Source organism: Macromonas bipunctata (assembly GCF_002837135.1).
In the GTDB taxonomy this organism is placed as follows: domain Bacteria; phylum Pseudomonadota; class Gammaproteobacteria; order Burkholderiales; family Burkholderiaceae_C; genus Macromonas_A; species Macromonas_A bipunctata.
Genome location: NZ_NWBQ01000058.1, coordinates 84753 through 106715, shown reverse-complemented (window position 1 = coordinate 106715; position 21963 = coordinate 84753). Strand labels below are relative to the sequence as shown.

22 protein-coding genes are annotated in these 21963 nt (G+C 64.5%); 9 read left to right on the top strand and 13 right to left on the bottom strand.

Annotation, left to right across the window (positions count from 1 at the left end; translation table 11 throughout):
- From CON76_RS09545 to paaX, 12 genes are all read right to left on the bottom strand, one after another.
- Positions 1-1521, bottom strand: coding sequence for a 3-hydroxyacyl-CoA dehydrogenase (locus CON76_RS09545; RefSeq protein WP_101103136.1), 1521 nt, complete (start codon positions 1519-1521; stop codon positions 1-3).
- A gap of 94 nt (positions 1522-1615) precedes the next feature.
- Positions 1616-2725: a 2Fe-2S iron-sulfur cluster-binding protein gene (locus CON76_RS09540; protein WP_101103118.1), complete on the bottom strand. Its 1110-nt coding sequence runs from the start codon at positions 2723-2725 to the stop codon at positions 1616-1618.
- Positions 2726-2747: 22 nt separating this feature from the next.
- On the bottom strand, positions 2748-3281 hold the full coding sequence (paaD, locus tag CON76_RS09535; protein WP_101103117.1) for a 1,2-phenylacetyl-CoA epoxidase subunit PaaD: 534 nt from the start codon (positions 3279-3281) through the stop codon (positions 2748-2750).
- A 6-nt stretch (positions 3282-3287) separates the two neighbouring features.
- Positions 3288-4070, bottom strand: coding sequence for a 1,2-phenylacetyl-CoA epoxidase subunit PaaC (gene paaC / locus CON76_RS09530; RefSeq protein ID WP_101103116.1), 783 nt, complete (start codon positions 4068-4070; stop codon positions 3288-3290).
- 1 nt (position 4071) lies between these two features.
- The gene (gene paaB, locus CON76_RS09525; protein WP_101103115.1) at positions 4072-4380 is read right to left on the bottom strand and encodes a 1,2-phenylacetyl-CoA epoxidase subunit PaaB; all 309 of its coding nucleotides are present in this window, start codon (positions 4378-4380) and stop codon (positions 4072-4074) included.
- Positions 4377-5390, bottom strand: coding sequence for a 1,2-phenylacetyl-CoA epoxidase subunit PaaA (gene paaA, locus CON76_RS09520; RefSeq protein WP_101103114.1), 1014 nt, complete (start codon positions 5388-5390; stop codon positions 4377-4379). Before paaA ends, paaB begins: the two co-directional genes overlap by 4 nt.
- A gap of 63 nt (positions 5391-5453) precedes the next feature.
- Positions 5454-6659 carry a 3-oxoadipyl-CoA thiolase gene (pcaF, locus tag CON76_RS09515; protein ID WP_101103113.1) on the bottom strand — a complete coding sequence of 402 codons (1206 nt, stop codon included), beginning with the start codon at positions 6657-6659 and terminating at the stop codon, positions 5454-5456.
- A 16-nt stretch (positions 6660-6675) separates the two neighbouring features.
- Entirely contained in the window at positions 6676-8001 is a 1326-nt protein-coding gene (paaK, locus tag CON76_RS09510; RefSeq protein ID WP_101103112.1) for a phenylacetate--CoA ligase PaaK, read from the bottom strand.
- A 41-nt stretch (positions 8002-8042) separates the two neighbouring features.
- A complete protein-coding gene (gene paaI, locus CON76_RS09505) occupies positions 8043-8504 on the bottom strand; it encodes a hydroxyphenylacetyl-CoA thioesterase PaaI (protein WP_101103111.1) in 462 nt (153 codons plus the stop codon).
- Positions 8505-8520: 16 nt separating this feature from the next.
- The gene (gene paaG, locus CON76_RS09500; protein WP_101103110.1) at positions 8521-9324 is read right to left on the bottom strand and encodes a 2-(1,2-epoxy-1,2-dihydrophenyl)acetyl-CoA isomerase PaaG; all 804 of its coding nucleotides are present in this window, start codon (positions 9322-9324) and stop codon (positions 8521-8523) included.
- A gap of 28 nt (positions 9325-9352) precedes the next feature.
- The gene (gene paaN, locus CON76_RS09495; protein ID WP_101103109.1) at positions 9353-11020 is read right to left on the bottom strand and encodes a phenylacetic acid degradation protein PaaN; all 1668 of its coding nucleotides are present in this window, start codon (positions 11018-11020) and stop codon (positions 9353-9355) included.
- Between the two features lie 100 nt (positions 11021-11120).
- Positions 11121-12080, bottom strand: a complete 960-nt coding sequence (gene paaX / locus CON76_RS09490) for a phenylacetic acid degradation operon negative regulatory protein PaaX (protein WP_240592826.1) — start codon at positions 12078-12080, stop codon at positions 11121-11123.
- A 138-nt stretch (positions 12081-12218) separates the two neighbouring features.
- On the opposite strand from paaX, the gene CON76_RS09485 reads away from it, so the two are divergent.
- The 8 genes from CON76_RS09485 (at position 12219) to CON76_RS09450 (ending at position 19587) form a co-directional block, all read left to right on the top strand.
- On the top strand, positions 12219-13001 hold the full coding sequence (locus CON76_RS09485) for an enoyl-CoA hydratase/isomerase family protein (protein WP_101103108.1): 783 nt from the start codon (positions 12219-12221) through the stop codon (positions 12999-13001).
- Between the two features lie 84 nt (positions 13002-13085).
- Positions 13086-14588 (top strand): protein adenylyltransferase SelO, encoded by a 1503-nt coding sequence (locus CON76_RS09480; RefSeq protein ID WP_101103107.1) that lies wholly within the window; start codon positions 13086-13088, stop codon positions 14586-14588.
- Positions 14589-14611: 23 nt separating this feature from the next.
- Positions 14612-15028 carry a peptide-methionine (R)-S-oxide reductase MsrB gene (gene msrB, locus CON76_RS09475; protein ID WP_101103106.1) on the top strand — a complete coding sequence of 139 codons (417 nt, stop codon included), beginning with the start codon at positions 14612-14614 and terminating at the stop codon, positions 15026-15028.
- 9 nt (positions 15029-15037) lie between these two features.
- Positions 15038-15574 carry a septation protein A gene (locus CON76_RS09470; RefSeq protein WP_101103105.1) on the top strand — a complete coding sequence of 179 codons (537 nt, stop codon included), beginning with the start codon at positions 15038-15040 and terminating at the stop codon, positions 15572-15574.
- Positions 15571-15855, top strand: a complete 285-nt coding sequence (locus tag CON76_RS09465) for a BolA family protein (protein ID WP_101103104.1) — start codon at positions 15571-15573, stop codon at positions 15853-15855. Before CON76_RS09470 ends, CON76_RS09465 begins: the two co-directional genes overlap by 4 nt.
- 36 nt (positions 15856-15891) lie before the next feature.
- Positions 15892-16671 carry a foldase protein PrsA gene (locus CON76_RS09460; protein WP_101103103.1) on the top strand — a complete coding sequence of 260 codons (780 nt, stop codon included), beginning with the start codon at positions 15892-15894 and terminating at the stop codon, positions 16669-16671.
- Between the two features lie 47 nt (positions 16672-16718).
- On the top strand, positions 16719-18110 hold the full coding sequence (gene trkA / locus CON76_RS09455; RefSeq protein WP_101103102.1) for a Trk system potassium transporter TrkA: 1392 nt from the start codon (positions 16719-16721) through the stop codon (positions 18108-18110).
- A gap of 13 nt (positions 18111-18123) precedes the next feature.
- Complete coding sequence (locus tag CON76_RS09450) at positions 18124-19587, top strand: TrkH family potassium uptake protein (RefSeq protein ID WP_101103101.1); 1464 nt, start codon at positions 18124-18126, stop codon at positions 19585-19587.
- Between the two features lie 30 nt (positions 19588-19617).
- On the opposite strand, the gene CON76_RS09445 is transcribed toward CON76_RS09450, so the two are convergent.
- On the bottom strand, positions 19618-20412 hold the full coding sequence (locus tag CON76_RS09445; RefSeq protein ID WP_240592825.1) for a hypothetical protein: 795 nt from the start codon (positions 20410-20412) through the stop codon (positions 19618-19620).
- A 164-nt stretch (positions 20413-20576) separates the two neighbouring features.
- Here CON76_RS09445 and zorA point away from each other — a divergent pair.
- Positions 20577-21963: anti-phage ZorAB system protein ZorA (zorA, locus tag CON76_RS09435; protein ID WP_169929023.1), on the top strand; the 1387-nt coding region annotated here is incomplete at its 3' end.

The window sequence follows — 21963 nt, the reverse complement described above, 5'->3', positions numbered from 1 at the left end:
TCAGCCTTCCTGCTGCATCAGGCTCAGGCCCAGCGCGCCCCGGCGGCGCAGCCACGGCGATGGGCGGTAGCGCATGTCGCCGTACACGGTTTGCAAGTTGAACAGGCACTCCAGCACATTGGTCGGGCCAATGCGGTCGCCCATCGCCAGCGGCCCCATCGGGTAGCCCAGGCCCAGCTTGACGGCGATTTCCAAGTCCTCGGGCGTACACACGCCTTGCTGGCACATGTCGGTGGCAATGTTGACGATGGTGGCCACCACGCGCTGGGTCACAAAGCCACCGCTGTCGCGGATCACGCTGACAGGCTTGCCGTCCTGGGCAAACAGGGCGTGGGCGGCGTCGCGCATGTCGGCGCGGGTGGCGGGGTTGGTGGCCAGCACGCGGCGCTTCACGTCGGCATCGGGCAACAGCATGTCAATGCCCACGGTGCGGGTCGCGTCCAGGCGTTCCACCGCCGCAACGGTGGTCACATCGTGGCCCAGCGGGGCCACCACGATCAGTGCCTGCTCGGACGGCTGCTGGCCGGTTTCGATCTTGGCTCCCAGATCCTTGAGCAGCTGGTACAGCTCGGCGCGGCGGGTGGCGCGGGCGGGCACCCACACCGGCGGCAGGCTGGCCACGGTCGGCACCGGCGGCTCGGCGGGCACCTGGGCCTTGCCATCGACGTAGGGGTAGAAACCTTCGCCCACTTTCTTGCCCACAATGCCCCCGGCCAGACGCTGCGCGGTGATGACGCTGGGGCGGTAGCGCGCTTCCTGGTAATACTGGTGGTAGATGGATTCCATCACCGGGTGCGACACGTCCAGCGCGGTCAAGTCCATCAGCTCGAACGGCCCAAGGCGAAAGCCCATCTGGTCGCGCAAAATGCGGTCCACAGTGGCAAAGTCGGTGATGCTCTCACCGATGATGCGCAGGGCTTCGGTGTTGTAGCCACGCCCTGCGTGGTTGACGATGAAACCGGGGGTGTCCTGTGCCATCACCGGGGTGTGGCCCATGTCCTTGGCGTAGGCATACAGGCGCTGGCAGGTCTCGGCGCTGCTCTTGAGGCCGGCAATCACTTCCACCACCCTCATCAACGGCACGGGGTTGAAGAAGTGGAAACCGGCAAACTGCTGCGGGCGCTTGAGGCCATTGGCAATGGCCGTCACCGACAGCGAGGAGGTGTTGGTCACCAGCACCGCGTTGTCGCCCACTATGCCTTCCAACTCGCCAAACACGGCCTTCTTGACTTCCAGCTTTTCCACGATGGCCTCGACCACCAGGTCGCACGGGGCCAGCTCGGCCAGGGTGTTGGCGCTGCGCAGGCGGCTGGTGTAGCTTTGCACCTGCTCGGCGCTGAGCTTGCCCTTGGCGGCGAGTTTGTCCCAGGTGTCGGCCAGCAGGCCGCACGCGGCTTCAATGGCGGCGGGCTGGGTGTCGTACAGCCACACGGTGCTGCCGGCCTGGGCCGCAATCTGGGCAATGCCACGGCCCATGGCCCCGGCGCCCACAATGCCAACGTTGGAGAAGGTGGTAGTCATCTTTTGCATATCCTTGAAACGAAACGGCCTGCCACGGCGCATGAAGCGGCGCTGTGGCAGGCCATGTTAAACGCGTCGGGCCGTCAGGCCGGGATCAACGTTCGTCGAAGCTGACCACCAGTTTGTCGGTGGCGGCGCACGCCTGGCACGTCAGCACAAAGCCTTGCTTGACTTCGTCGGCTTCCAGCGTGTAGTTCTTGTCCATGGTGGCCGAACCCTGCACCACCTTGGCGCGGCAGGTGCAGCACACGCCGGCCTTGCACGAGTACGGCAAGTCCAGACCGGCGTCCAGCGCCACGTCCAGCACGTGCTCGCCCGGGGCGATCGCCATTTCGTGCTGCTTGCCGTCCAGCACCACCACCAGTTGGATGGTGCGGTTGGACGGGGCGGTCTTGACCGCGGCGGCGGCGCTGGCGGCAGCGGCAGCGGCCGGAGTGGCAGCGACCGGGGTAGCGGCGGTGAAGCGCTCGGTGTACACGCGCTCGCGCGGGGCACCCAGCTCGAGCAGGGTGTTCTCGGCGGCGTTCATCATCGGCTCCGGGCCGCAGATGAACACTTCGTCCATGCTCTTGATGGGCAGCAGGGCGTTGACGATGGCGCGCACCTTGTCGCCATCGACCAGGCCTTGCAGCAAGTCCACTTCCTGCGCCTGGTTGGACAGCACGTGGATCATGGTGAAGCGGCCAGCGTATCGATCCTTGAGGTCTTGCAGCGCCTCGTTGAACATGACGGTGGCCATGTTGCGGTTGCCGTACACCAGGGTGAACTTGGATTCGGGCTGCTCTTCGAGCGTGCTGGCGGCAATCGACAGGATGGGCGTGATGCCCGAACCACCGGCAAAGCCCACGCGGTGCAGCGCGCGCTTCTTCTTGACCACGAAGCGGCCATCGGGTGTCATCACCTTCATGGTGTCGCCGGCCTTGACCTGGGTCGCGGCCCAGTTGGAGAACAGGCCGCCTTCGACCGGGCGGATGCCGACCTCGATCTCGCCTTGCGTGACCAAACGGCTGCGCGGGCTGCTGATGGAGTAGTTGCGGCGCACGTCCTGGCCGTTGATCTGGGCGCGCAGGGTCAGGAACTGGCCGGGCTCGAACGTAAAGGCTTCGCGCAGGTCGGCGGGGATATCAAAGGTGATGGCCACCGCGCCAGCCGCTTCCGGGCTGACACGCTTGACCTTGAGTTCATGAAAACGGGGGGCAGACATGCAGTTTGTCTCCGGTAATTCGTCAATACGGCTTGAAATAGTCGAACGGCTCTTGGCAGTCCAGACACTTGTACAAGGCTTTGCAGGCGGTGGAGCCAAAGTGCGAGGCTTCCACGGTGTGCACGGAGCCACAGTGCGGGCACGCCACCGGCTCGTCGGCGGTGGGCGACTTGCGCACAAAGCGCACCACGCTTTCCTGGCTCTGGCTGACACCACAGGTGCGGTGCGGCGGCGCAATGCCATACGCACGCAGTTTTTCCTTGGCGGCCTCGGTCATCCAGTCGGTGGTCCAGGCCGGTGCGAGCTGGGTGATGACCTTGCCCGGCAGGCCGTGGGCTTGCAGGATGGCGTTCACATCGTCCTCGATCTGGCCCATGGCCGGGCAGCCGCTGTACGTGGGGGTGATGACCACCTCCAGCCCATCGGCGCCCTGGCGCACATCGCGCAGAATGCCCAGTTCACGCAGCGACACCACCGGGATCTCCGGGTCGGTCAGCGTTTCCAAAGCGGCCCAGGCGGCCTGGACCGCGTCGGCGGGGGTGGAGGTGGCATTCATGGCGGTTTACCAGCTGGCGTTGGGGTGGGCGCGGGCCAGACCTTGCATCTCGGACAGCAGGAAGCTCAGATGCTCGGAGTGCAGGCCGTTCTTGCCCTGGGTCACGTAACCTTGGGTGGAGGAACGCTTGAGCGTGGCCTCGGCCAAGGCGTCGTCCACGATCGCGTCCCACTGGGCCTTGAGCGTGGTCACGTCCACGCCCACGCCGACGGCCACGGCCGCAGCTTCCAGATTGCTGGGCGTCCAGAACTCCTGGGTGTAGGGCATGAGGTGGTCCAGCGCGGCCTGCACGCGGGCGTGCGACTCGTCGGTGCCGTCACCCAGGCGCACCAGCCAGTCGCGGGAGTGGCGCAGGTGGTAGCGCACTTCCTTGAGCGACTTGGCGGCGATGGCGGCCAGCTGTTCGTCCTTGGACTGTTGCAGGGCTTCCCACACCAGCACCATCAGGGCGCTGTACAGGAAGTTGCGCACGATGGTGGTACCGTAGTCCAGATCGGTCTTGGCGTAGCCCACCAGCGCGCTGTGGTGCGGCAGTTCCAGCAGCGTGTAGTTGCGAAAGTCCGGCGCGTCGCGGAAGTAGGCCAGCTTGTCCTCGGTGGCATCGCCCCCGATTTCCTGGGCGGCCTGCTGGTACAGCATGCGGGCCTGGCCAATCAGATCCAGACTGACGTTGGCCAGCGCAATGTCTTCCTCGATCACGGGGCCGTGGCCACACCATTCGGCGTTGCGCTGGCCCAGCACCACGGCGTTGTCGGCCAGGTGCAGCAGGTAGTTGGCGGTTGCGCTCATGTTACATGTGCCCCACTTCTTCCGGGATTTCGTAGAACGTTGGGTGGCGGTAGATCTTGTCGGCCGCCGGGTCGAACAGCTCGCCCTTGTCGTCGGGGTTGCTGGCCGTGATCTGGGACGACGGGATCACCCACAGGCTCACGCCTTCTTGGCGGCGGGTGTAAATGTCGCGAGCCATTTCCAGCGCGTGCTGCGCGTCAGAGGCGTGCAGGCTGCCGCAGTGCTTGTGCTCAAGGCCTTGCTTGCTGCGGACGAAGACTTCCCACAGGGGCCAGTCTTTCAGGGCGGGGGTGGTGGTGTTGGTGGTCATGCTGCTTCCTTCAAGGCACGTTGTTGTTGCTTGCGGGCGTGGGCCAGGGCGGCGTCGCGCACCCATTGGCCGCCGTTGTGCGCTTTCACGCGGGTGGCCAGGCGTTCCTTGTTGCAGGGGCCGTTGCCGTTGACGGTGCTCCAGAACTCGTCCCAGTCGATCTGGCCGTGGTCGTAGTGGCCACGTTCCTCGTTCCACTTCAGGTCCGGGTCGGGCAGGGTCACGCCCAGCACCTTGGCTTGCGGCACGGTGGCGTCGATGAACTTCTGGCGCAGGTCGTCGTTGCTGATGCGCTTGATGCCCCAGCGCATGGCTTGGTCGCTGTGCTGGCTGTCGGCGTCCGGCGGGCCAAACATGGCCAGGCACTTCCACCAGTAGCGGTTGACGGCGTCTTGCACCATGGCTTTTTGCTCGTCGGTGCCCTTCATCATCACCAGCAGGGCTTCGTAGCCTTGGCGCTGGTGGAAGGACTCCTCCTTGCACACGCGGATCATGGCGCGGGCGTAGGGGCCGTAGGAGCAGCGGCACAGCGGCACCTGGTTCATGATGGCGGCACCGTCCACCAGCCAGCCAATCACACCCACATCGGCCCAGTTCAGGGTCGGGTAGTTGAAGATGGAGCTGTACTTGGCCTTGCCGCTGTGCAGCGCGTCGAGCATGTCGGCGCGGCTGGTGCCCAGGGTTTCGGCAGCGGAATACAGGTACTGGCCGTGGCCGCCTTCGTCTTGCACCTTGGCAATCAGAATGGCTTTGCGCTTGAGGCTGGGCGCGCGGCTGATCCAGTTGCCTTCGGGCAGCATGCCCACGATTTCGCTGTGCGCGTGCTGGCTGATCTGGCGCACCAGGGTCTTGCGGTAGGCCTCTGGCATCCAGTCCTGCGGCTCGATGCGGCCATCGGCCGCGATGCGCGCTTCAAACTTGGCGGTCAGCTCGGGCGACTCGAGGGTCGGCACGGCCTTGATGTTCTTCTGGCCGGCGTCGTCCGGCACGCTGAAGGATTGGGTATACATCGAACAACTCCTTGGGGCACAAGCCCGGTTTGGGTTAACGAAAACGGAATCGGAACAAAAAATTTACACGCGCTCGATCACGATCGCAATGCCCTGCCCCACGCCAATGCACATGGTGCACAGCGCGTAGCGGCCACCCCGGCGGTGCAGCTCGTACATGGCGGTGGTGACCAGGCGGGCACCACTCATGCCCAGCGGGTGGCCCATGGCAATGGCGCCGCCGTTGGGGTTGACACGGGCCTCGTCGTCCGACAAGCCCAGATCGCGCAACACAGCCAGCGCCTGGGCGGCAAAGGCCTCGTTGAGCTCGATCACGTCCATTTGGTCCAGTGTCAGGCCGGTTTTGGCCAACACCTTGCGTACCGCCGGTGCCGGGCCAAAACCCATGATGCGCGGGGCCAAACCTGCGGTGGCCATGCCGACCACACGGGCACGCGGGGTCAGGCCGTACTGGGCGGCAGCGGCTTCGGAAGCCAGCAGCAGCGCGCAAGCACCGTCGTTCACGCCCGAGGCGTTGCCAGCGGTCACGCTCAGGTCGGGGCCGTTGACGCCCTTGAGCTTGGCCAGCATCTCCAGCGTGGTCTCGGGGCGCGGGTGTTCGTCGGTGGTAAAGATGAGGGGATCGCCCTTCTTGCGCGCAATGGTGACGGGCACCAGTTCGTCGGCAAAGCGGCCAGCGGCATTGGCAGCGGCCCAGCGTTGTTGCGAACGCAGCGCAAACGCGTCTTGGTCGGCGCGGTTGATGTTGAAGTCGGCCGCCACGTTGTCCGCCGTTTGCGGCATGGAGTGGGTTTCGTACAGCTTCTTCATCAACGGGTTGACAAAGCGCCAGCCGATGGTGGTGTCGTACACCGCGTTGCTGCGGCTGAACGCGCTGTCGGCCTTGGGCATGACGAACGGAGCGCGGCTCATGCTTTCCACGCCACCGGCAATCATCAGATCGGTTTCGCCGGTCTTGATGGAACGGGCGGCCAAGCCCACAGCGTCCATGCCGGAGCCGCACAGGCGGTTGACGGTGGTGCCGGGCACTTCGGTCGGCAAACCCGCCAGCAGGCCAGACATGCGGGCTACGTTGCGGTTGTCTTCACCGGCCTGGTTGGCGCAGCCGTAAATGATGTCTTCGACCGCCGCCCAGTCCACTTGGGGGTTGCGCTCCATGAGCGCCTTGAGCGGCACCGCGCCCAGATCGTCGGCACGCACAGCGGCCAAGGTGCCACCGTAGCGGCCAATCGGGGTGCGAATGGCATCGCAAATAAAAGCCTGGTTCATGCTGGGGCTCCTGGATTTAGAGTTGTTTCGGGCGGTCGTCGATCACGCGGCGGGCCTTGCCGGTTTGCGTGCGCGGCAGGCTGTCGGCGTCCAGCACCGACACCTTGGTGCTGATGCCGATCACGGTCTTGATGTGGTGTTGCAGTTCTTTGGCAATCTGCTGCACTTCGGCGGCTTCCAGGCGGCCCGAGAACTCGCGCTGCAGTTCGCAGCGGATTTCCACGGAATCCAGGTGGCCGTCACGGCTGAGCTGGATCTGGTAGACACCGGCCAGACGCTTGTCGCGCAGGATCTGCTCTTCGATCTGGGTCGGGAACACGTTGACACCGCGCACGATCAGCATGTCGTCGGAACGACCGGTGATCTTGCCAATGCGGCGGAACGAGCGCGCCGTGGGCGGCAGCAGCTTGGTCAGGTCGCGGGTGCGGTAGCGGATGACGGGGAAGGCTTCCTTGGTCAACGAGGTGAACACCAGCTCGCCTTCGGAGCCATCGGGCAGCACTTCGCCGGTTTCGGGGTCGATGATTTCGGGGTAGAAGTGGTCTTCCCAGATCACCGGGCCGTCTTTGGTTTCAATGCACTCGCACGCCACGCCGGGGCCCATCACTTCGGTCAGGCCGTAGATGTCGATGGCATCGATGCCCAGCTTGCGCTCGATTTCGGCGCGCATGCCCTCGCCCCACGGCTCGGCACCAAAGATACCGACCTTGAGGGAAATGTCTTCCGGCTTGATGCCTTGGCGCTCGAACTCTTCGGCAATCACCAGCGAGTACGACGGCGTGACCATGATGGCATCGGGCTTGAAGTCCATGATTTGCTGGACTTGCTTTTCGGTCTGGCCACCAGACATGGGCACCACGGTGCAACCGGCGCGCTCAATACCGTAGTGGGCACCCAAACCGCCGGTGAACATGCCGTAACCGTAGGAGTTTTGCACCATGTCGCCAGCGCGCACGCCAGCGGCGCGCAGCGAGCGGGCAATCAGGTCGGCCCAGTTGTTGAGGTCGTTCTGGGTGTAGCCCACCACCACCGACTTGCCGGTGGTGCCGCTGGAGGCGTGCAGGCGGGCCACTTTTTCACGCGGCACGGCAAACAGGCCAAACGGGTAGTGGTCGCGCAAGTCCAGCTTGGTCATGAACGGGAACTTGGCCAGGTCGGCCAGCGTGTGCAAATCGTCCGGGTGTACGCCCTTGGCGATGCACTTCTCGCGGTACGGGGCCACGTTGTCGTAGGTGTGGCGCACCGACCACTTCAGGCGTTCGAGTTGCAGTGCGGAGATTTCCTCGCGGCTGGCGGTTTCGATGGGCTCCAGATCACCGGGCAGGGGTTTCTTGACGGTCATAATGTTTTCCTCTGGGAGATGTGTCGATTTTTTGAGCGGAGTCAGGCTTGGGCCAGACCGGCAATCACTTCGCCCTGAATGCGGTAGCTCTTGCCCCGGAACAGCGCCACGGTTTTGCCGCCACGCACGCGCACGGTGATGTCGTACACCCCAGTGCGCCCAGCGGCAGAACGTTCGACCGCTTCGGCTTCCAGCACGTCACCCAAGCGGGCGGGGGCCAGAAAGTCGATGTGGCAAGCCGAAGCCACGGTGTTTTGGTTGTAGCTGTTGCAGGCGTAGGCAAAGGCGCTGTCGGCCAGCGTGAAGATGTAGCCACCGTGGCACATGTGGTGGCCATTGAGCATGTCGGTACGCACCGGCATGGCGATGGTGGCACTGCCCGGCCCGATGGCCAGGATCTCCATGCCCAGGGCGTTGGTGGCGTTGTCGCGCGACCACATGGCGTTGGCCACGGCTTGGGCCAATTGCTGCGGATCGGTGGGGACGGTGGTGGAGTCGGTCATGGCGGTATCCGTAGGCTCACTGGCCGGTGAATTGCGGCGCGCGCTTGCCCAAGAAGGCACTCACGCCCTCCACGTAGTCGGCGCTGCGGCCCAGTTCGCGCATCATCATGGCTTCGAGCGTGAGTTGCTGCTCCAGCGTGTTGCTGTAACTGGCCAACATGGCTTGGCGGGTGCGCACCAGCGCCTTGGTCGGCATGGTGGCCAATTGCGCGGCCAGGGCGTTCACGCTGTCGGCAAAGGCATCGTCGGCCACGGCTTCCCAAATCAGGCCCCATTCGGCGGCCTTGGCGGCGGACAGCTTTTGGCCAGTCAGCGCCAAACCCATCGCACGGGCATGACCCAGGCGTTGCGTCACGATCCAGGAACAGGCGGTGTCGGGGATCAGCCCAATCTTGGCAAACGGCAGCATGAAACCGGCCGATTGCGTGGCCAGCACCATGTCGCAAGCCAAGGCCAGACTGGCACCTGCCCCCGCTGCCATGCCGTTGACGGCGGCGATGGTGGGCACGCGCAGCTGGGCCAGACGCAGGACCAAGGGCTTGTAGTGGCGCTCGACCACGTCGCCCAGGTCGGGCGGCGTGCCTTCACCGGGCACAAAGCGCACTTCGGCATCGGCCAAATCTTGGCCAGCGCAGAAGCCACGGCCCGCACCGGTAAGCACCAGCACACGCACGGCCAGGTTGCTTTGGATGTGGTCCAACGCGTCGCGCACTTCGGCGTGCATCTCGGCGTTGAAGCTGTTCATCTTGTCGGGCCGGTTCAGCGTCAGGCGGGCCACGCCGTTGTCGCTGATGTCGAACAGAATGTGCTGGTAAGCCATAACGTGTCTCAATCCTGCGTGCTGGGGCTTAAACGTGGTAGCGGCGTTGCACCACACGGAAGCGGTTGGCCACAAACGCCGAATCGGCGTAAGAGGCGTTGGCCGCCGGGTTGCCACCCGTGCCGTGGTAGTCGGAGAACGCGGCGGACTGGTTGACGAACACGCTGCTGGTCAGGTTGATGGACAACGCCACTTTGCCGCGCCAAGTGGCAGCGGTCATAGCCTCGATCACTTCATCCTTGCTGGAATACAGGCCCACCGTCAGCGCACCGTGGGTGTTGACGATGCGCTCGGACAAAGCGATGGCAGCGGCGGTGTCGGCGGCCTTGACCACAAAGCTGATCGGGCCGAAACGCTCTTCCATGTAAGCGGCTTCGTCGGCAGCGTCCACCGCCAACAGCACGGGGGTACGCACGTCGGCACCGGGGAAGTCGGGGTTGCTCAACTTGTTGGAAGCCAGCACCACGCGGCCCAGCTTGCCGCTGTTGGCCAGTTCCACGCGCTCGGCGGTGGCGGTGGATTGCATGGCCCCCAGCACGGCAAAGGCGACTTCGGGCTTGCCCAGGAACTTCTGGATCGCGGCGGCGAGGTCGTTGCACACGTCGTCGTAGCTCTTGTGGCCTTCGTCGGTGTCGATACCGCCAGCAGGTACGATGATGGCTTGCGACGTGGTACACATCTGGCCGGAGTACAGCGACAGCGTGAACGCCAAGTTGCCCAGCATCGCTTTGTAGGCGTTGGTGGAGTCGATGACGATGTTGTTGACACCGGCCAGTTCGGCGTACACCTGCGCTTGTTTGCAGTTGTCGATCAGCCATTGGCCAAACACGTTGCTGCCCGTGAAGTCCACCGACTTGATGGCGGGATGCTTGGCCAGTGCTTGGGTCACGGCACGGTCGTCGGTCACGCACAGCGTCACCAGGTTGGGGTCGATGCCGTTTTCGGCCAGCACGGCGCGCAGGGTGCGCACGGTGATGGCGGCGGGCAGCACGGCGTTGCTGTGCGGCTTGACGATGACGGCGTTGCCGGTGGCCAGGGTGGCGAACAGGCCCGGGTAGGTGTTCCAAGTCGGGAAAGTGCCGCAACCAACCACCAGACCCACGCCACGGCCCACCAGCTCGAAGTGCTTTTTCATCACCAGCGGCGGGTTCTTGCCTTGGGGCTTTTCCCAGGTGGCTTCAGCCGGGACGAAACTTTGTTCGCGCCAGGCGTAGGCCACCGATTCCAAGCCACGGTCTTGGGCGTGCGGCGAACCGGCTTGGAACGCCATCATCCAACCTTGGCCGGTGGTCAGCATCACGGCGTGGGCAATCTCGAAGCTTTGCTTGTGCAGGCGATCCAGCATTTCCAGGCAAATGCCGGTGCGGCCTTCGGCACCCACCGCTTGCCAGCCTTGCATGGCGGATTGGGCGGCAGCCAACAGGGCCTCGTGGTCACACTGGGGGTACTTGACGTTGAGCGCCACGCCGTAGGGCGACGCTTCACCGCCAATCCAGCCGGTCTGGCCGGGCTGGTTCAGTTCAAAGTTCTGGCCCAGGTGGGCGTCGAACGCGGCCTTGCCGTCGGCGGCGGCGGTCTCACCATAGACCTTGGGGCTGGGCATCTCGCTGTAGGGCGACCAGTAACCACGGGTAGCGATGGCTTTCAGGGCGCCATCGAGCGTGGCACGGTGTTTTTCAAACAAGGGATGCGACATGTCTGGTTCCGGTTGAAGTAACACAGAAAAATTTGTTTCAGTTCCGAAACTGTATCACGTCTTGAAGAAAAAATACCCCGGGAAAACCCTGACGCCGAAATTACACCAACACGGGCGCCAGCAGCGGATCCAGCGCCTCGAAACGCTGGGCCAGCATGGGGCCGGGCATGGGCGTCTGGCCGTTGGCCAGGTGCAGGTGCGCGTCCAGGTGGCGCTCTGAGGGCAACAATAACCGATGGTAGATTTCCTTGCACAGCAGGCGCGCCTGGTGGCCGGGCCAGGCGCTGGGCAGCAGCACCTCGGGCAGCTCGGGGTCGCGCAGCAGCAGGCGGCGGTAATCGTGAATCAGCAGCGTGCGCAGCAGCCAGGCGTTCTCGTCGGCCAGCGCGCCGTGCACGTCCTGCTGCAGCGCCTTGACGATGGGGTGGTAGCGGGCAAAGAACTCGGTGTAGCTGGTGGCCAGCTGCTCCAGGTTCCAGGCGCGCTGCACGATGTCGGCGTCGCTGGCCGACAGGCCAAAGTGCGGGTTGGCCGCCAGCAGCGGCATCAGCGCGGTGCGCAGCTCGCCCATGCCGTCGGTGATGAGAGCGTCGAACGCGGTGCGCAAATCGGCGCTGGGGTGGACGAAGTAGCTGCCGTCCAGCTCGCCAAAGCCCTGCCAGAACAGCGCGCGGCGCAGGCGTTCGCGCTGGCGCGGCTCCAGCTCGCGCAGCACCAGCACCAGGCGCCAGCGGCGGTCCCACTGCGGCGCGTTGGCGGCGTAGATCTGGCGCGCGGCTTCCTCGAAACGGCGCCGCCCGGCCAGCGTGAGCATGTAGTCGGTGCGCCGGCCCTGGGCCTCGCTGCACAGCCATTCGTCCTTGACCAGCCGGAACACAGTGGTGCGCACCAGGCGCTCGTTGATGCCCAGCGGCTCCAGCAGCCGGATCAGACTGCCCAGCCACAGGCGCCCGCCACGGGGCAGCACCGCGTCGCCAAACGCGGTGATGATGAGGGAGCCGGCCTGCATGCGGCTTTGCTGGCGGAACTCGTCCAGACGCTGTTGGATGGGGTCAAACACGTGAAGCAACACAAAATTCTTGAAAAATGGGCCAGAATCGTAACAATAGAATCCAACCGATTGTGGGATGATGGCAGCTGCGCGCACCGCACCGCCACCTTGCCCCCGATTTTTCTTCACTTTTACACCGTATTGCCCATGTACCAGACCCTGGAAATTGAAATTGCACACCGCGTCGCCACCATCTGGATGAACCGCCCGGACGTTCACAACGCCTTTGACGACATTTTGATCACAGAGCTGACACAGGCCTGCCACGCCCTCGATGCCAACGACGACGTGCGCGTGGTGGTGCTGGCGGGCCGGGGCAAGAGCTTTTCCGCCGGTGCCGACCTCAACTGGATGAAACGCGCCGCCAACAACGGCACCGAAGACAACCTGACCGATGCCCGTGCGCTCGCCAACATGCTGCGCGCGCTGGCCGAGATGACAAAACCCACCATCGCGCGCGTGCAAGGTGCGGCACTGGGTGGCGGCACTGGCCTGACGGCCGCCTGCGACATCGCTGTGGCCAGCACCAAGGCCGTGTTTGCCACCTCCGAGGTCAAGTTCGGCATCATCCCCTCGGCCATCAGCCCCTACGTCATCCGCGCGATCGGTGCGCGCCACGCCTACCGCTATTTCCAATCCGCCGAACGCCTCAGCGCCCAACGCGCTTACGAGATCGGCCTGCTGCACGAGGTGGTGGAACCCGAGGCGCTGGACGCCAAAGTGCAAGAAATTGTCGATGCACTGGTGCAAGGCGGCCCCAAGGCCCAGGCAGCGGCCAAGGACTTGATCCGCGCCGTGGCCAACCAACCCATCAACGACGCCGTGGTGGAAGGCACCGCGCAGCGCATTGCCCACCTGCGCGCCACACCCGAAGCCAAAGACGGCATCGCCGCCTTCCTGGACAAGCGCACCCCAGGCTGGCTCGCCTGAGTTTGGCTGGATACCAGCCTTGTACCTGCACACCCAAACCCCGACGGCACGCAGGTACAAGGCGGTTCCAGCACAATCGGCCCCATGTCTGCACCCACCGATTGGGGCCACCGCTTTGCACGCCTGGGCCCGGCGTTTTACACCGAACTCCCCCCCACCCCACTGCCCGCACCACACTGGATCGCCCACAGCCGCCCGCTGGCGCGTGAACTGGGGCTGGACGAGGAATGGCTGCGCAGCGAAGAAGCCCTGCACACCTTCAGCGGCAACCGCGTACTGCCCGGCATGCGCCCGCTGGCCAGCGTGTACAGCGGCCACCAGTTTGGCCATTGGGCGGGCCAGCTCGGCGATGGCCGGGCGCTGTTTTTGGGCGAACTGCCCACCGCTCACCCCGACACAGCCCACGCGCGCTGGGAAATCCAGCTCAAGGGCGCAGGCCGCACCCCCTACTCCCGCATGGGCGATGGCCGCGCGGTGCTGCGCAGCTCCATCCGCGAATTTTTGGCCAGCGAGGCCATGCACGCGCTGGGTGTACCCACCACCCGCGCGCTGTGCTTGACCGGCTCCACCGCCAAGGTGCAACGCGAGACGGTGGAAACCGCCGCCGTCGTCACGCGCGCCGCGCCCAACTTCATCCGCTTTGGCCACTTTGAACACTTCTCGCACCGGGGCCAACACACCGAACTGCGCGCGCTGGCCGATTTCGTCATCGACCACTTTTACCCCGAATGCCGCCACACGGACGGCAACCCCTACGCCCAGCTGCTGCAAGCCGTGGCCCACCGCACCGCCGAACTGGTGGCGCACTGGCAGGCCGTGGGGTTTTGCCACGGCGTGATGAACACCGACAACATGAGCGTGCTGGGCTTGACGCTGGACTATGGCCCGTTCCAATTCATGGACGGTTTTGACCCGCACCACGTCTGCAACCACAGCGACACCCAGGGCCGCTACGCCTACGCGCGCCAGCCCAACGTCGCGTACTGGAACCTGTTTTGCCTGGGCCAGGCCCTGCTGCCGCTGATGGACGACCAGCAGCAGGCCCTGGACGCGCTGGAGCCGTACAAGACCGAGTTCCCGGCCGCCCTGCAACGGCGCATGAACGCCAAACTGGGCCTGTCCAACCACGAAGACAACGACCCCGCCCTGACCGAAGCCCTGATGCAGGCACTGGCGCGCGAACGGGTGGACATGACCATCTTCTTCCGCCGCCTGAGCCACGCCGCCGCCACCCTACCCGCCCGCACCAGCGAACCCGCACCGGCGCTGGACAGCGTGCGCGACCTGTTTGTTCAACACAGCGCCATCGATGCCTGGCTGCCACGCTGGCAGGCCCGGCTGCAACGCCAACTGAACTTCAGCGCCAGCACCACCGCGCAACAGATGCTGCGCACCAACCCGCACCTCGTCTTGCGCAACCATTTGGGCGAAACCGTGATCCAACACGCACAACAAGGCGACTTTGCGCCGCTGCACCGCTTGCAACACGCCTTGCAAACGCCCTACGATGCGTTGCCGGATCACGACGACTTGGCCGACTCCCCCCCCAATTGGGCACAACACATCGCCATCAGCTGTTCCTCCTGACACCGATACAAGGACACACCGCCATGACCTTCCCAATTGAAAAAACCGATGCCCAATGGCGCGAACTGCTGCAAGCCAAAGGGCCAGAGCGGGTCGAGCCACAAGCCTACCTCGTCACACGCCACGCCGCCACCGAACGCCCCTTCACCGGCAAATACAACCGCGTCTGGGCCGACGGCAGTTACCACTGCATCTGCTGTGGCCAGCAACTGTTTGAATCCGACACCAAATTCGATGCAGGCTGCGGCTGGCCCAGTTTCTCTGAGGCCATTGCGGGAGCCATCACCGAAAAGATGGACCACAGCCACGGCATGACGCGCGTCGAAACCGTGTGCAGCCAATGCGGTGCCCACCTGGGCCACGTGTTTGAAGACGGCCCCGCCCCCACCGGCTTGCGTTACTGCATGAACTCGGCGGCGCTGGACTTCCAACCGCGATAATCCCGCCCCATGCGCTTTCTGATCGACTTCTTCCCCATCGTATTGTTTGTGGGGGCGTACAAGCTGTACGACATCTACGTTGGCACCGCTGTGCTGATGGCCGCCACCGTGCTGCAAACCGGCCTCATCTACGCCATCGACCGCCGCCTGCAAACCATGCAAAAAGTCACGCTGGTGCTGGTGCTGGTGTTTGGTGTGTTGACACTGGTGCTGCAAGACGACCGCTTCATCAAGTGGAAACCCACCGTGCTCTACGCCAGCATGGCGCTGGTGCTGGCCGCCGCGTTGTGGGGCTGGAAGAAAAACCTGCTGCAAACCCTGCTCAGCAGCCAACTGCGCCTGCCCGATGCCGTGTGGCACCGCCTGACGTACATCTGGATCGGCTACTTTGTGTTCATGGCCGCGCTCAACGGCTACGTGGCCGCGTACTACTCCACCGAGGCCTGGGTCAACTTCAAGCTCTGGGGCTACGCCTTCCCGCTGGCGTTCATCGTCGGCCAGGGGCTCTACATTGCGCCGCACCTCAAGGACAACCACCAGCGATGACCACTTCCGACACCCTGTCCCCGCCCACCAGCGCCGCGTTGCACGCTGCGCTGCTTCAAGCCCTGGCCCCCACCCAGCTCGAAGTGCTGGACGAAAGCGCCGCCCACGCCGGCCACGCTGGCGCCAACGGCCTGGGCCACGGCACGCACTTCCGGGTGCGCATCGCCAGCCCGCGCTTTGAAGGCCTGAACCGCGTGGCCGCGCACCGCGTTGTGTATGATGCGCTGCAACCCTGGATCGCCGCCGGCCTGCACGCGCTGGCCATCGAGATCCAACGCTGAACTTCCCGTTACCGCCTCGCCTTTTTGCTCATCTCCATGAAACACGTTGTGACCGCCGTGGCCCTGGCCACCACCCTGATCGTGCCCGCTGCCGCCTGGGCGCAAAACATTGCCATCGTCAATGGCAAGCCGGTGCCCTCCACCCGCCTCAACGCGCTGGCACAACAGCTCGAACGCGCTGGCCGCCCGGTGGACGACGCCGCCAAGGCCGAGCTCAAGGAAGAAGTGATTGCGCGCGAGATCTTTGCGCAGGAGGCCGAACGCCGTGGCCTCAAGACCGCGACCGAGTACCGCCAGCAAATGGAGCTGGCCTCGCAAACCCTGCTGATCCGCGAACTGTTTGCCGACCAACAGCGCAAGCACCCCGTCACCGACGCCGACATCCAGGCCGAGTACGACAAGTTTGTGGCCGAAAACGGCGGCAAGGAATTCCGCGCCCGCCACATCCTGGTCGAGAAGGAAGACGAGGCCAAGGCCATCCTCGCCGCACTGCAACAGGGCGAGAAGTTCGAGGACCTGGCCAAGCAACGCTCCAAGGATCCCGGCTCCGGCGCCAACGGTGGCGACCTGGACTGGGCCAGCCCCGACAGCTTTGTGCCCGAGTTTGCCAACGCCATGCGCAAGCTCGGCAAGGGCCAGCTGACCACGGCCCCGGTCAAGAGCAACTTTGGCTGGCACATCATCCGCGTCGATGACGTGCGCGACGCCAAGCTGCCCGCGCTGGCCGATATCAAGCCGCAAATCCAGCAGAACCTGCAGCAGCAAAAGCTGATGGACTTCCAGGAAAAACTGCGCGCCAAGGCCAAGATCCAGTAATTCCTCCAGCGGCGGGCCAGGCACACGCCGGGCGCGCCCACACCGCCATGAAAATCATCATCTTTGGCGCTGGCCGCGTGGGCGAGAGCGTGGCCGAGAACCTGGTGTCGGAACAGAACGACATCACCGTCATCGACCAGGACCCCGAAAAACTGCGCGCGCTGGAAGAGCGGCTCGACCTGCGCGGCGTGGTGGGCAACGGCATCCAGCCCTCGGTGCTGCGCGAGGCCGGGGCCAAGGACGCCGACATGCTGATCGCCTGCGCCGCCGCCGACGAGTCCAACCTGGTGGTGTGCAAGGTGGCGCACCAGGTGTTCCAGGTGCCCAAGACGATTGCGCGGCTGCGCTCGCCCGAATTCGTCGAGGGCGACGAGCTGCTGTCGAGCGGTGGCTTTGCGGTCGATGGCGTCATCTGCCCGGAGGAATCGGTGATGCGCTACATCCTGCAGCTCATCGACTACCCCGAGGCGCTGCAGGTGCTGGAATTTGCCGAGGGCCGGGTCTGCCTGATTGCGGTGCGCGCGGCCACCGGCGGCGCACTGGTGGGCCACACCATCGGCGAGTTCAAGGAACGCTTTCCAGCCGCCGAGATGCGCGTGGTGGCACTGTACCGCCAGGACCACGAGGTCGAGGCCATCAAGACCGCCCGCGTGCTGCCCGACGACGAGGTGTTCGTGCTGGCCGCGTCCGACAAGATCCAGTACGTGCTGGCCGCCATCCACCGCATGGACCAGCCGGTGCAGCGCGTGATGATTGCGGGCGGGGGCAAGGTCGGCCTGCGGCTGGCGCGCAGCCTGGTAGGCCAGTGCGAGGTCAAGATCCTGGAGCAGGACCGCAAGCGCTGCGAGTACCTGGCCAGCCAGCTGCCGTCAAGCATGCTGGTGCTGCACGGCAACAGCGTCGATGAAGACCTGCTGGAAGAGGAGAACGTCGGCCACATGGACCTGTTCGTGGCCCTGACCAACGACGACGAGGACAACATCCTGGCCGCCATGCTGGCCAAACGGCTGGGCGCACGGCGCGTCATGTCGCTCATCAACCGGCGCGCCTACGCCGACATGATGCAGGGCAGCACCATCGACATCGCCGTCTCGCCCGCCCAGACCGTGATTGGTGAACTGCTGGCACACGTGCGCCGGGGCGACGTGGTGGCCGTGCACAGCCTGCGCCGGGGCACCGCCGAGGCGCTGGAAGGCATTGCGCGCGGCGACGCCAAGACCTCCAAACTGGTGGGGCGGCGCGTCGAGGACGTTCCCTGGCCACCCGGCACCCGCATCGGTGCCATTGTGCGCGGCGAGGGCCGCAACGCCCAGGTGCTGATGCCGCACCACCACACCGTCATCGAGAGCAACGACCACCTGATCGTGTTCATCCCCAACAAGCGCCTGGTGCGCGCGGTGGAGAAACTGTTCCAGGTCAGCGCCACCTTCTTTGGCTAACCCACCACACACCATGACCGAGATCTGGGGGCCGGTGCTGGCCTTGCTGGCACGTATCCTGATGGCGTTTGCCTTCGCGTTCTGGGTGCCGCTGGCGTGGGCGTGGTTCGAGGACGGGCATGAGCTGCTGTGGGTCTGGAGCACCAGCTTTGGCATCACCTTTGGCAGCGGCTGGTGGCTGTGGCAGCGCACGCGGGCCTACCGGCGCGAACTGGTGGCGCGTGACGGCTTTCTGCTCGTGAACCTGGTGTGGGTGGTGCTGACGGCCTACGCCGCTCTGCCGCTGCTGTTCACCGTGCCCGACATCCGGCTCAGCGTGGCCTACTTCGAGGCCATGAGCGCGCTCACCGCCACCGGGGCCACGGCACTGTCGGGGCTGGACAACCTGCCGGTATCGGCCAACATCTGGCGTTGCTTTTTGCAACTGATTGGCGGGCTGGGCATCATGCTGCTGGTGGTGGCGGTGCTGCCGCTGCTGGGGCTGGGCGGCATGCAGCTCTACAAGGCCGAAACCCCCGGCCCGATGAAGGACACCAAGTTCACCCCCCGCATTGCCGAAACCGCACGCGGCTTGTGGGGCGTGTACTTCATCTTTTCGGCAGCCTGCCTGTTGGCTTACCGCTGGGCAGGCATGAGCTGGGCCGACGCTTTCATGCACATGTGTACCACCATGGGGCTGGGCGGGTTGTCGTCGCACGATGCCAGTTTTGGCCACTGGAACTCCGCCCAACTGGAGTGGGTGGCGGTGGTGTTCATGTCGCTGGCGGGCATCAGCTTTGTGCGCTATTTTGTCGTGCTGCGCTCGCTGTCGCTGCGCCCGCTCACGCACGACCGTGAAATCCGCACCTACCTGAGCACGCTGCTGGTGTCGGTGCTGCTGGTGGCCGTGCTGCTGGGCGTGCATGGCGTGTACGACCACTTTCCGGACGCACTGCGCGCCAGCGCCTTCCATGTCGTGTCACTGGCCACCACCACCGGCTATGCCTCCACCGACTACACCCAGTGGCCCACCCTGATTCCGGTGCTGCTGATGTTTCTGGGTTGCTTTGCCTCGTGCGCGGGCTCCACTGGCGGCGGCATCAAGATGGTGCGCATGGTGCTGCTCATCAAGCAGGCGCGGCGCGAACTGGTGCGCATCATCCACCCGCGCGTGGTCAATCCCGTCACGCTGGGCGGTGAGGTGCTGCCCGCCTCGGTGATGAACGCGGTGCTGGGCTTCATGCTGATCTACGGTGCAGCCACGGTGGGATTAACCTTCTTGCTGCTGTTGTCGGGGCTGGACATCGTGACCGCGTTCTCGGCGGTGATTGCCACCGTCAACAACATCGGCCCCGGCCTGGGCGAAGTCGGCCCCGCCAGCAACTTTGGCGGCCTTAATGGCTTTCAGCTCTGGGTGCTCAGCTTTGCCATGCTGCTGGGGCGGCTGGAACTGCTGAGCGTGCTGGTGCTGTTTACGGGGCACTTCTGGCGGCGCTGAAGCCTCCCGCAGGGGCGTTGGAGCTTGCCTCTACGCCACCACGCCCAAGATCCAGCCCTCCACCCGCGCAGCGTACGCCACCTCGGAGTCAAGATCGGGCTGCAGCTCCGCCGACAGCGCCCCGTCAACATCGGTCTGGCGCAACCAGGTGGCAATGGCCCAGGCGTCGTGCTGGTCGCCCGTGAGGCCCTCGGGCGCCACCGGACAGTGCGGCCGGTACAGCGCCGGGTAGGCCTCGGCCAGCACCGGGCGTCCGGGCGGCACGGCCCAGCCATCGAACGGCCAGACGTGCAGCGTGGGCCCCGCGGTCTGGCGCAACCACCACAGCCACGGCAACCCGGCGTGGGTGGACTTGGCCACCGAGCCCAGGCAGTCGAAGTGGAACACCGACTTGGCGCGACAACGCTGCTCGGCCAGGCGACGCCACTTGGCGTTGCCCGCACGCGCGGCGCCGTCACCCGCCTGCCCGCGCCGCACCGCCTCCACCGACACCGCGTCGGCAGCGGTGGGCCAGTGGTGCTGGAAATCCTGCAGGAAAGCGTCCCAGTCCAGCGCCAGCCGGTGCTGCTCAAAGTAGCGCAGCGGAAACGAGAAGCCGTGGTCGATGCCGACGATGGTGGGCACTGGCTCCCGCAACCGCGCTTGCAGCCAGTGCGCCACGCCGTGCCGCGTCCAGTGCCGGGGCGTACCACCGGGCGGCGGCACCACCTCGACCGCCGCCGCGCCAGCCGTGGCCACGTACACGCGCAGCCCCGTCAGACCGCTGACGGGCGTCCGGGCGCCGGAGTAATCGACGCCGATGTAACGCTGGAACAGGTGGGGCACGATCGGGGGGCTGTTTGGAGCAGAGACACGAGTCATGAAAACCTTAATTCAAAAATTGCATAGGTAGGTGATGAGTTTAGAATCTTTGACTTTGATCTACATGCTTCCTGTAGATTTTGCCACCACCAAGGCACGCCTTCAGCCATACCAATCGCACCACATCCATGACCTCTGCCCTACTTGAATACCTTCATTGGATCATCTTTGTGCCTTTGGCTTGGGCTGTATGGCTTTTCTATGCCAATTTTTTCAGACCAGGGCAGCGTCTTGGTGCAGAACTTCAACAAGCCCTCAAACAACTGGAACAACGGAAAAGCGCGGGTAACGTACTTGACCTCGACGCCATCCAGCAACAAGCGATGCTCAACCCAGCACTGCGCCACGGCTGGGCCGAATACCGCGACACGCTACACGGGCAAAAATCTCCCAATACCATGGGCACGCTGGAAGTCAGCCGCTGGCGTGCCACCGCGATGGCCAACATGTTCTTTACCGAACAGACGGTGGTGGACGGCCCTCTGGGGACAGAGTTCTACAAGCATTTGCCTGGCATTTTGACCGGCTTGGGCATCATCGGTACATTTACAGGCCTCATTCTGGGCTTGCAAGGCTTTCAGGTATCCACCGACGCCACAGTTGCTCAGCAAAGCCTGCAAAGTTTAATTGGAAGCGTGGGCGGAGCCTTCATCGTTTCTGGCACAGCGATTGCGCTGGCCATGGTCGCGACCTGGCTGGAAAAGTCCATCCTGAACAAGCGATACAGCGAACTTGAAAATTTCTGTGCTCTGATCGATGGGCTGTTCGACGCCGGGGCTGGGGAGGAGTACCTGCAACGGCTGGTCGAAGCAGCAGAAACCTCCGCCACCCAGGCAATGCAGATGAAGGAATCCCTGGTCACAGACTTGAAACAGGTTCTGACCGAGCTGACGCAGCAGCAAATCGCAACCATGAGCACGACCAGCCAGCAGCTGGGCCACTCGATCACGACCAGCCTCAGCGAGAGCCTGACCGAACCCTTGACACGCATCTCCAGCGCCGTGGCTGCCGTTGGCCAAAGCCAGGGAGATGCGGTCAACAAAATGCTCACCGATGTCTTGGGCAGCTTTGCCGAAAAAATGGAACACATGTTCGGGTCGCAACTGCGCGGCATGAACGAGATGCTGGCCGAAACCGCAGGCACCATCCGCACAACATCAGACCGCTTCGAACAGCTTGCCACGCAAATCCAGCAAGCAGGCTCAGGTGCTGCAGATGCCATGGCGCAGAAGCTGGGCATGGCCCTGGAAAATATGCAGGCCCGCCAAATGGAGGCTAACGAACAGATGCGGCTTTTCGTCGATCAACTCAAAGACAGTCTGTCCAGAGGGCAAGCTGAATCCAGCGCGCACACCCTGCAGATGATGAAAGAACTGGGCGATACGACCAAGCAACTTGTCGCACAACTGCAGACGCAAACCCAGCACGCCGACCAGACTCACGCCCAGCGCCAGCAGGAACGGGACGAGCAGATGCGCCAGCTCATGGAAGGCATCAAGACCAGCGTCGCCAACA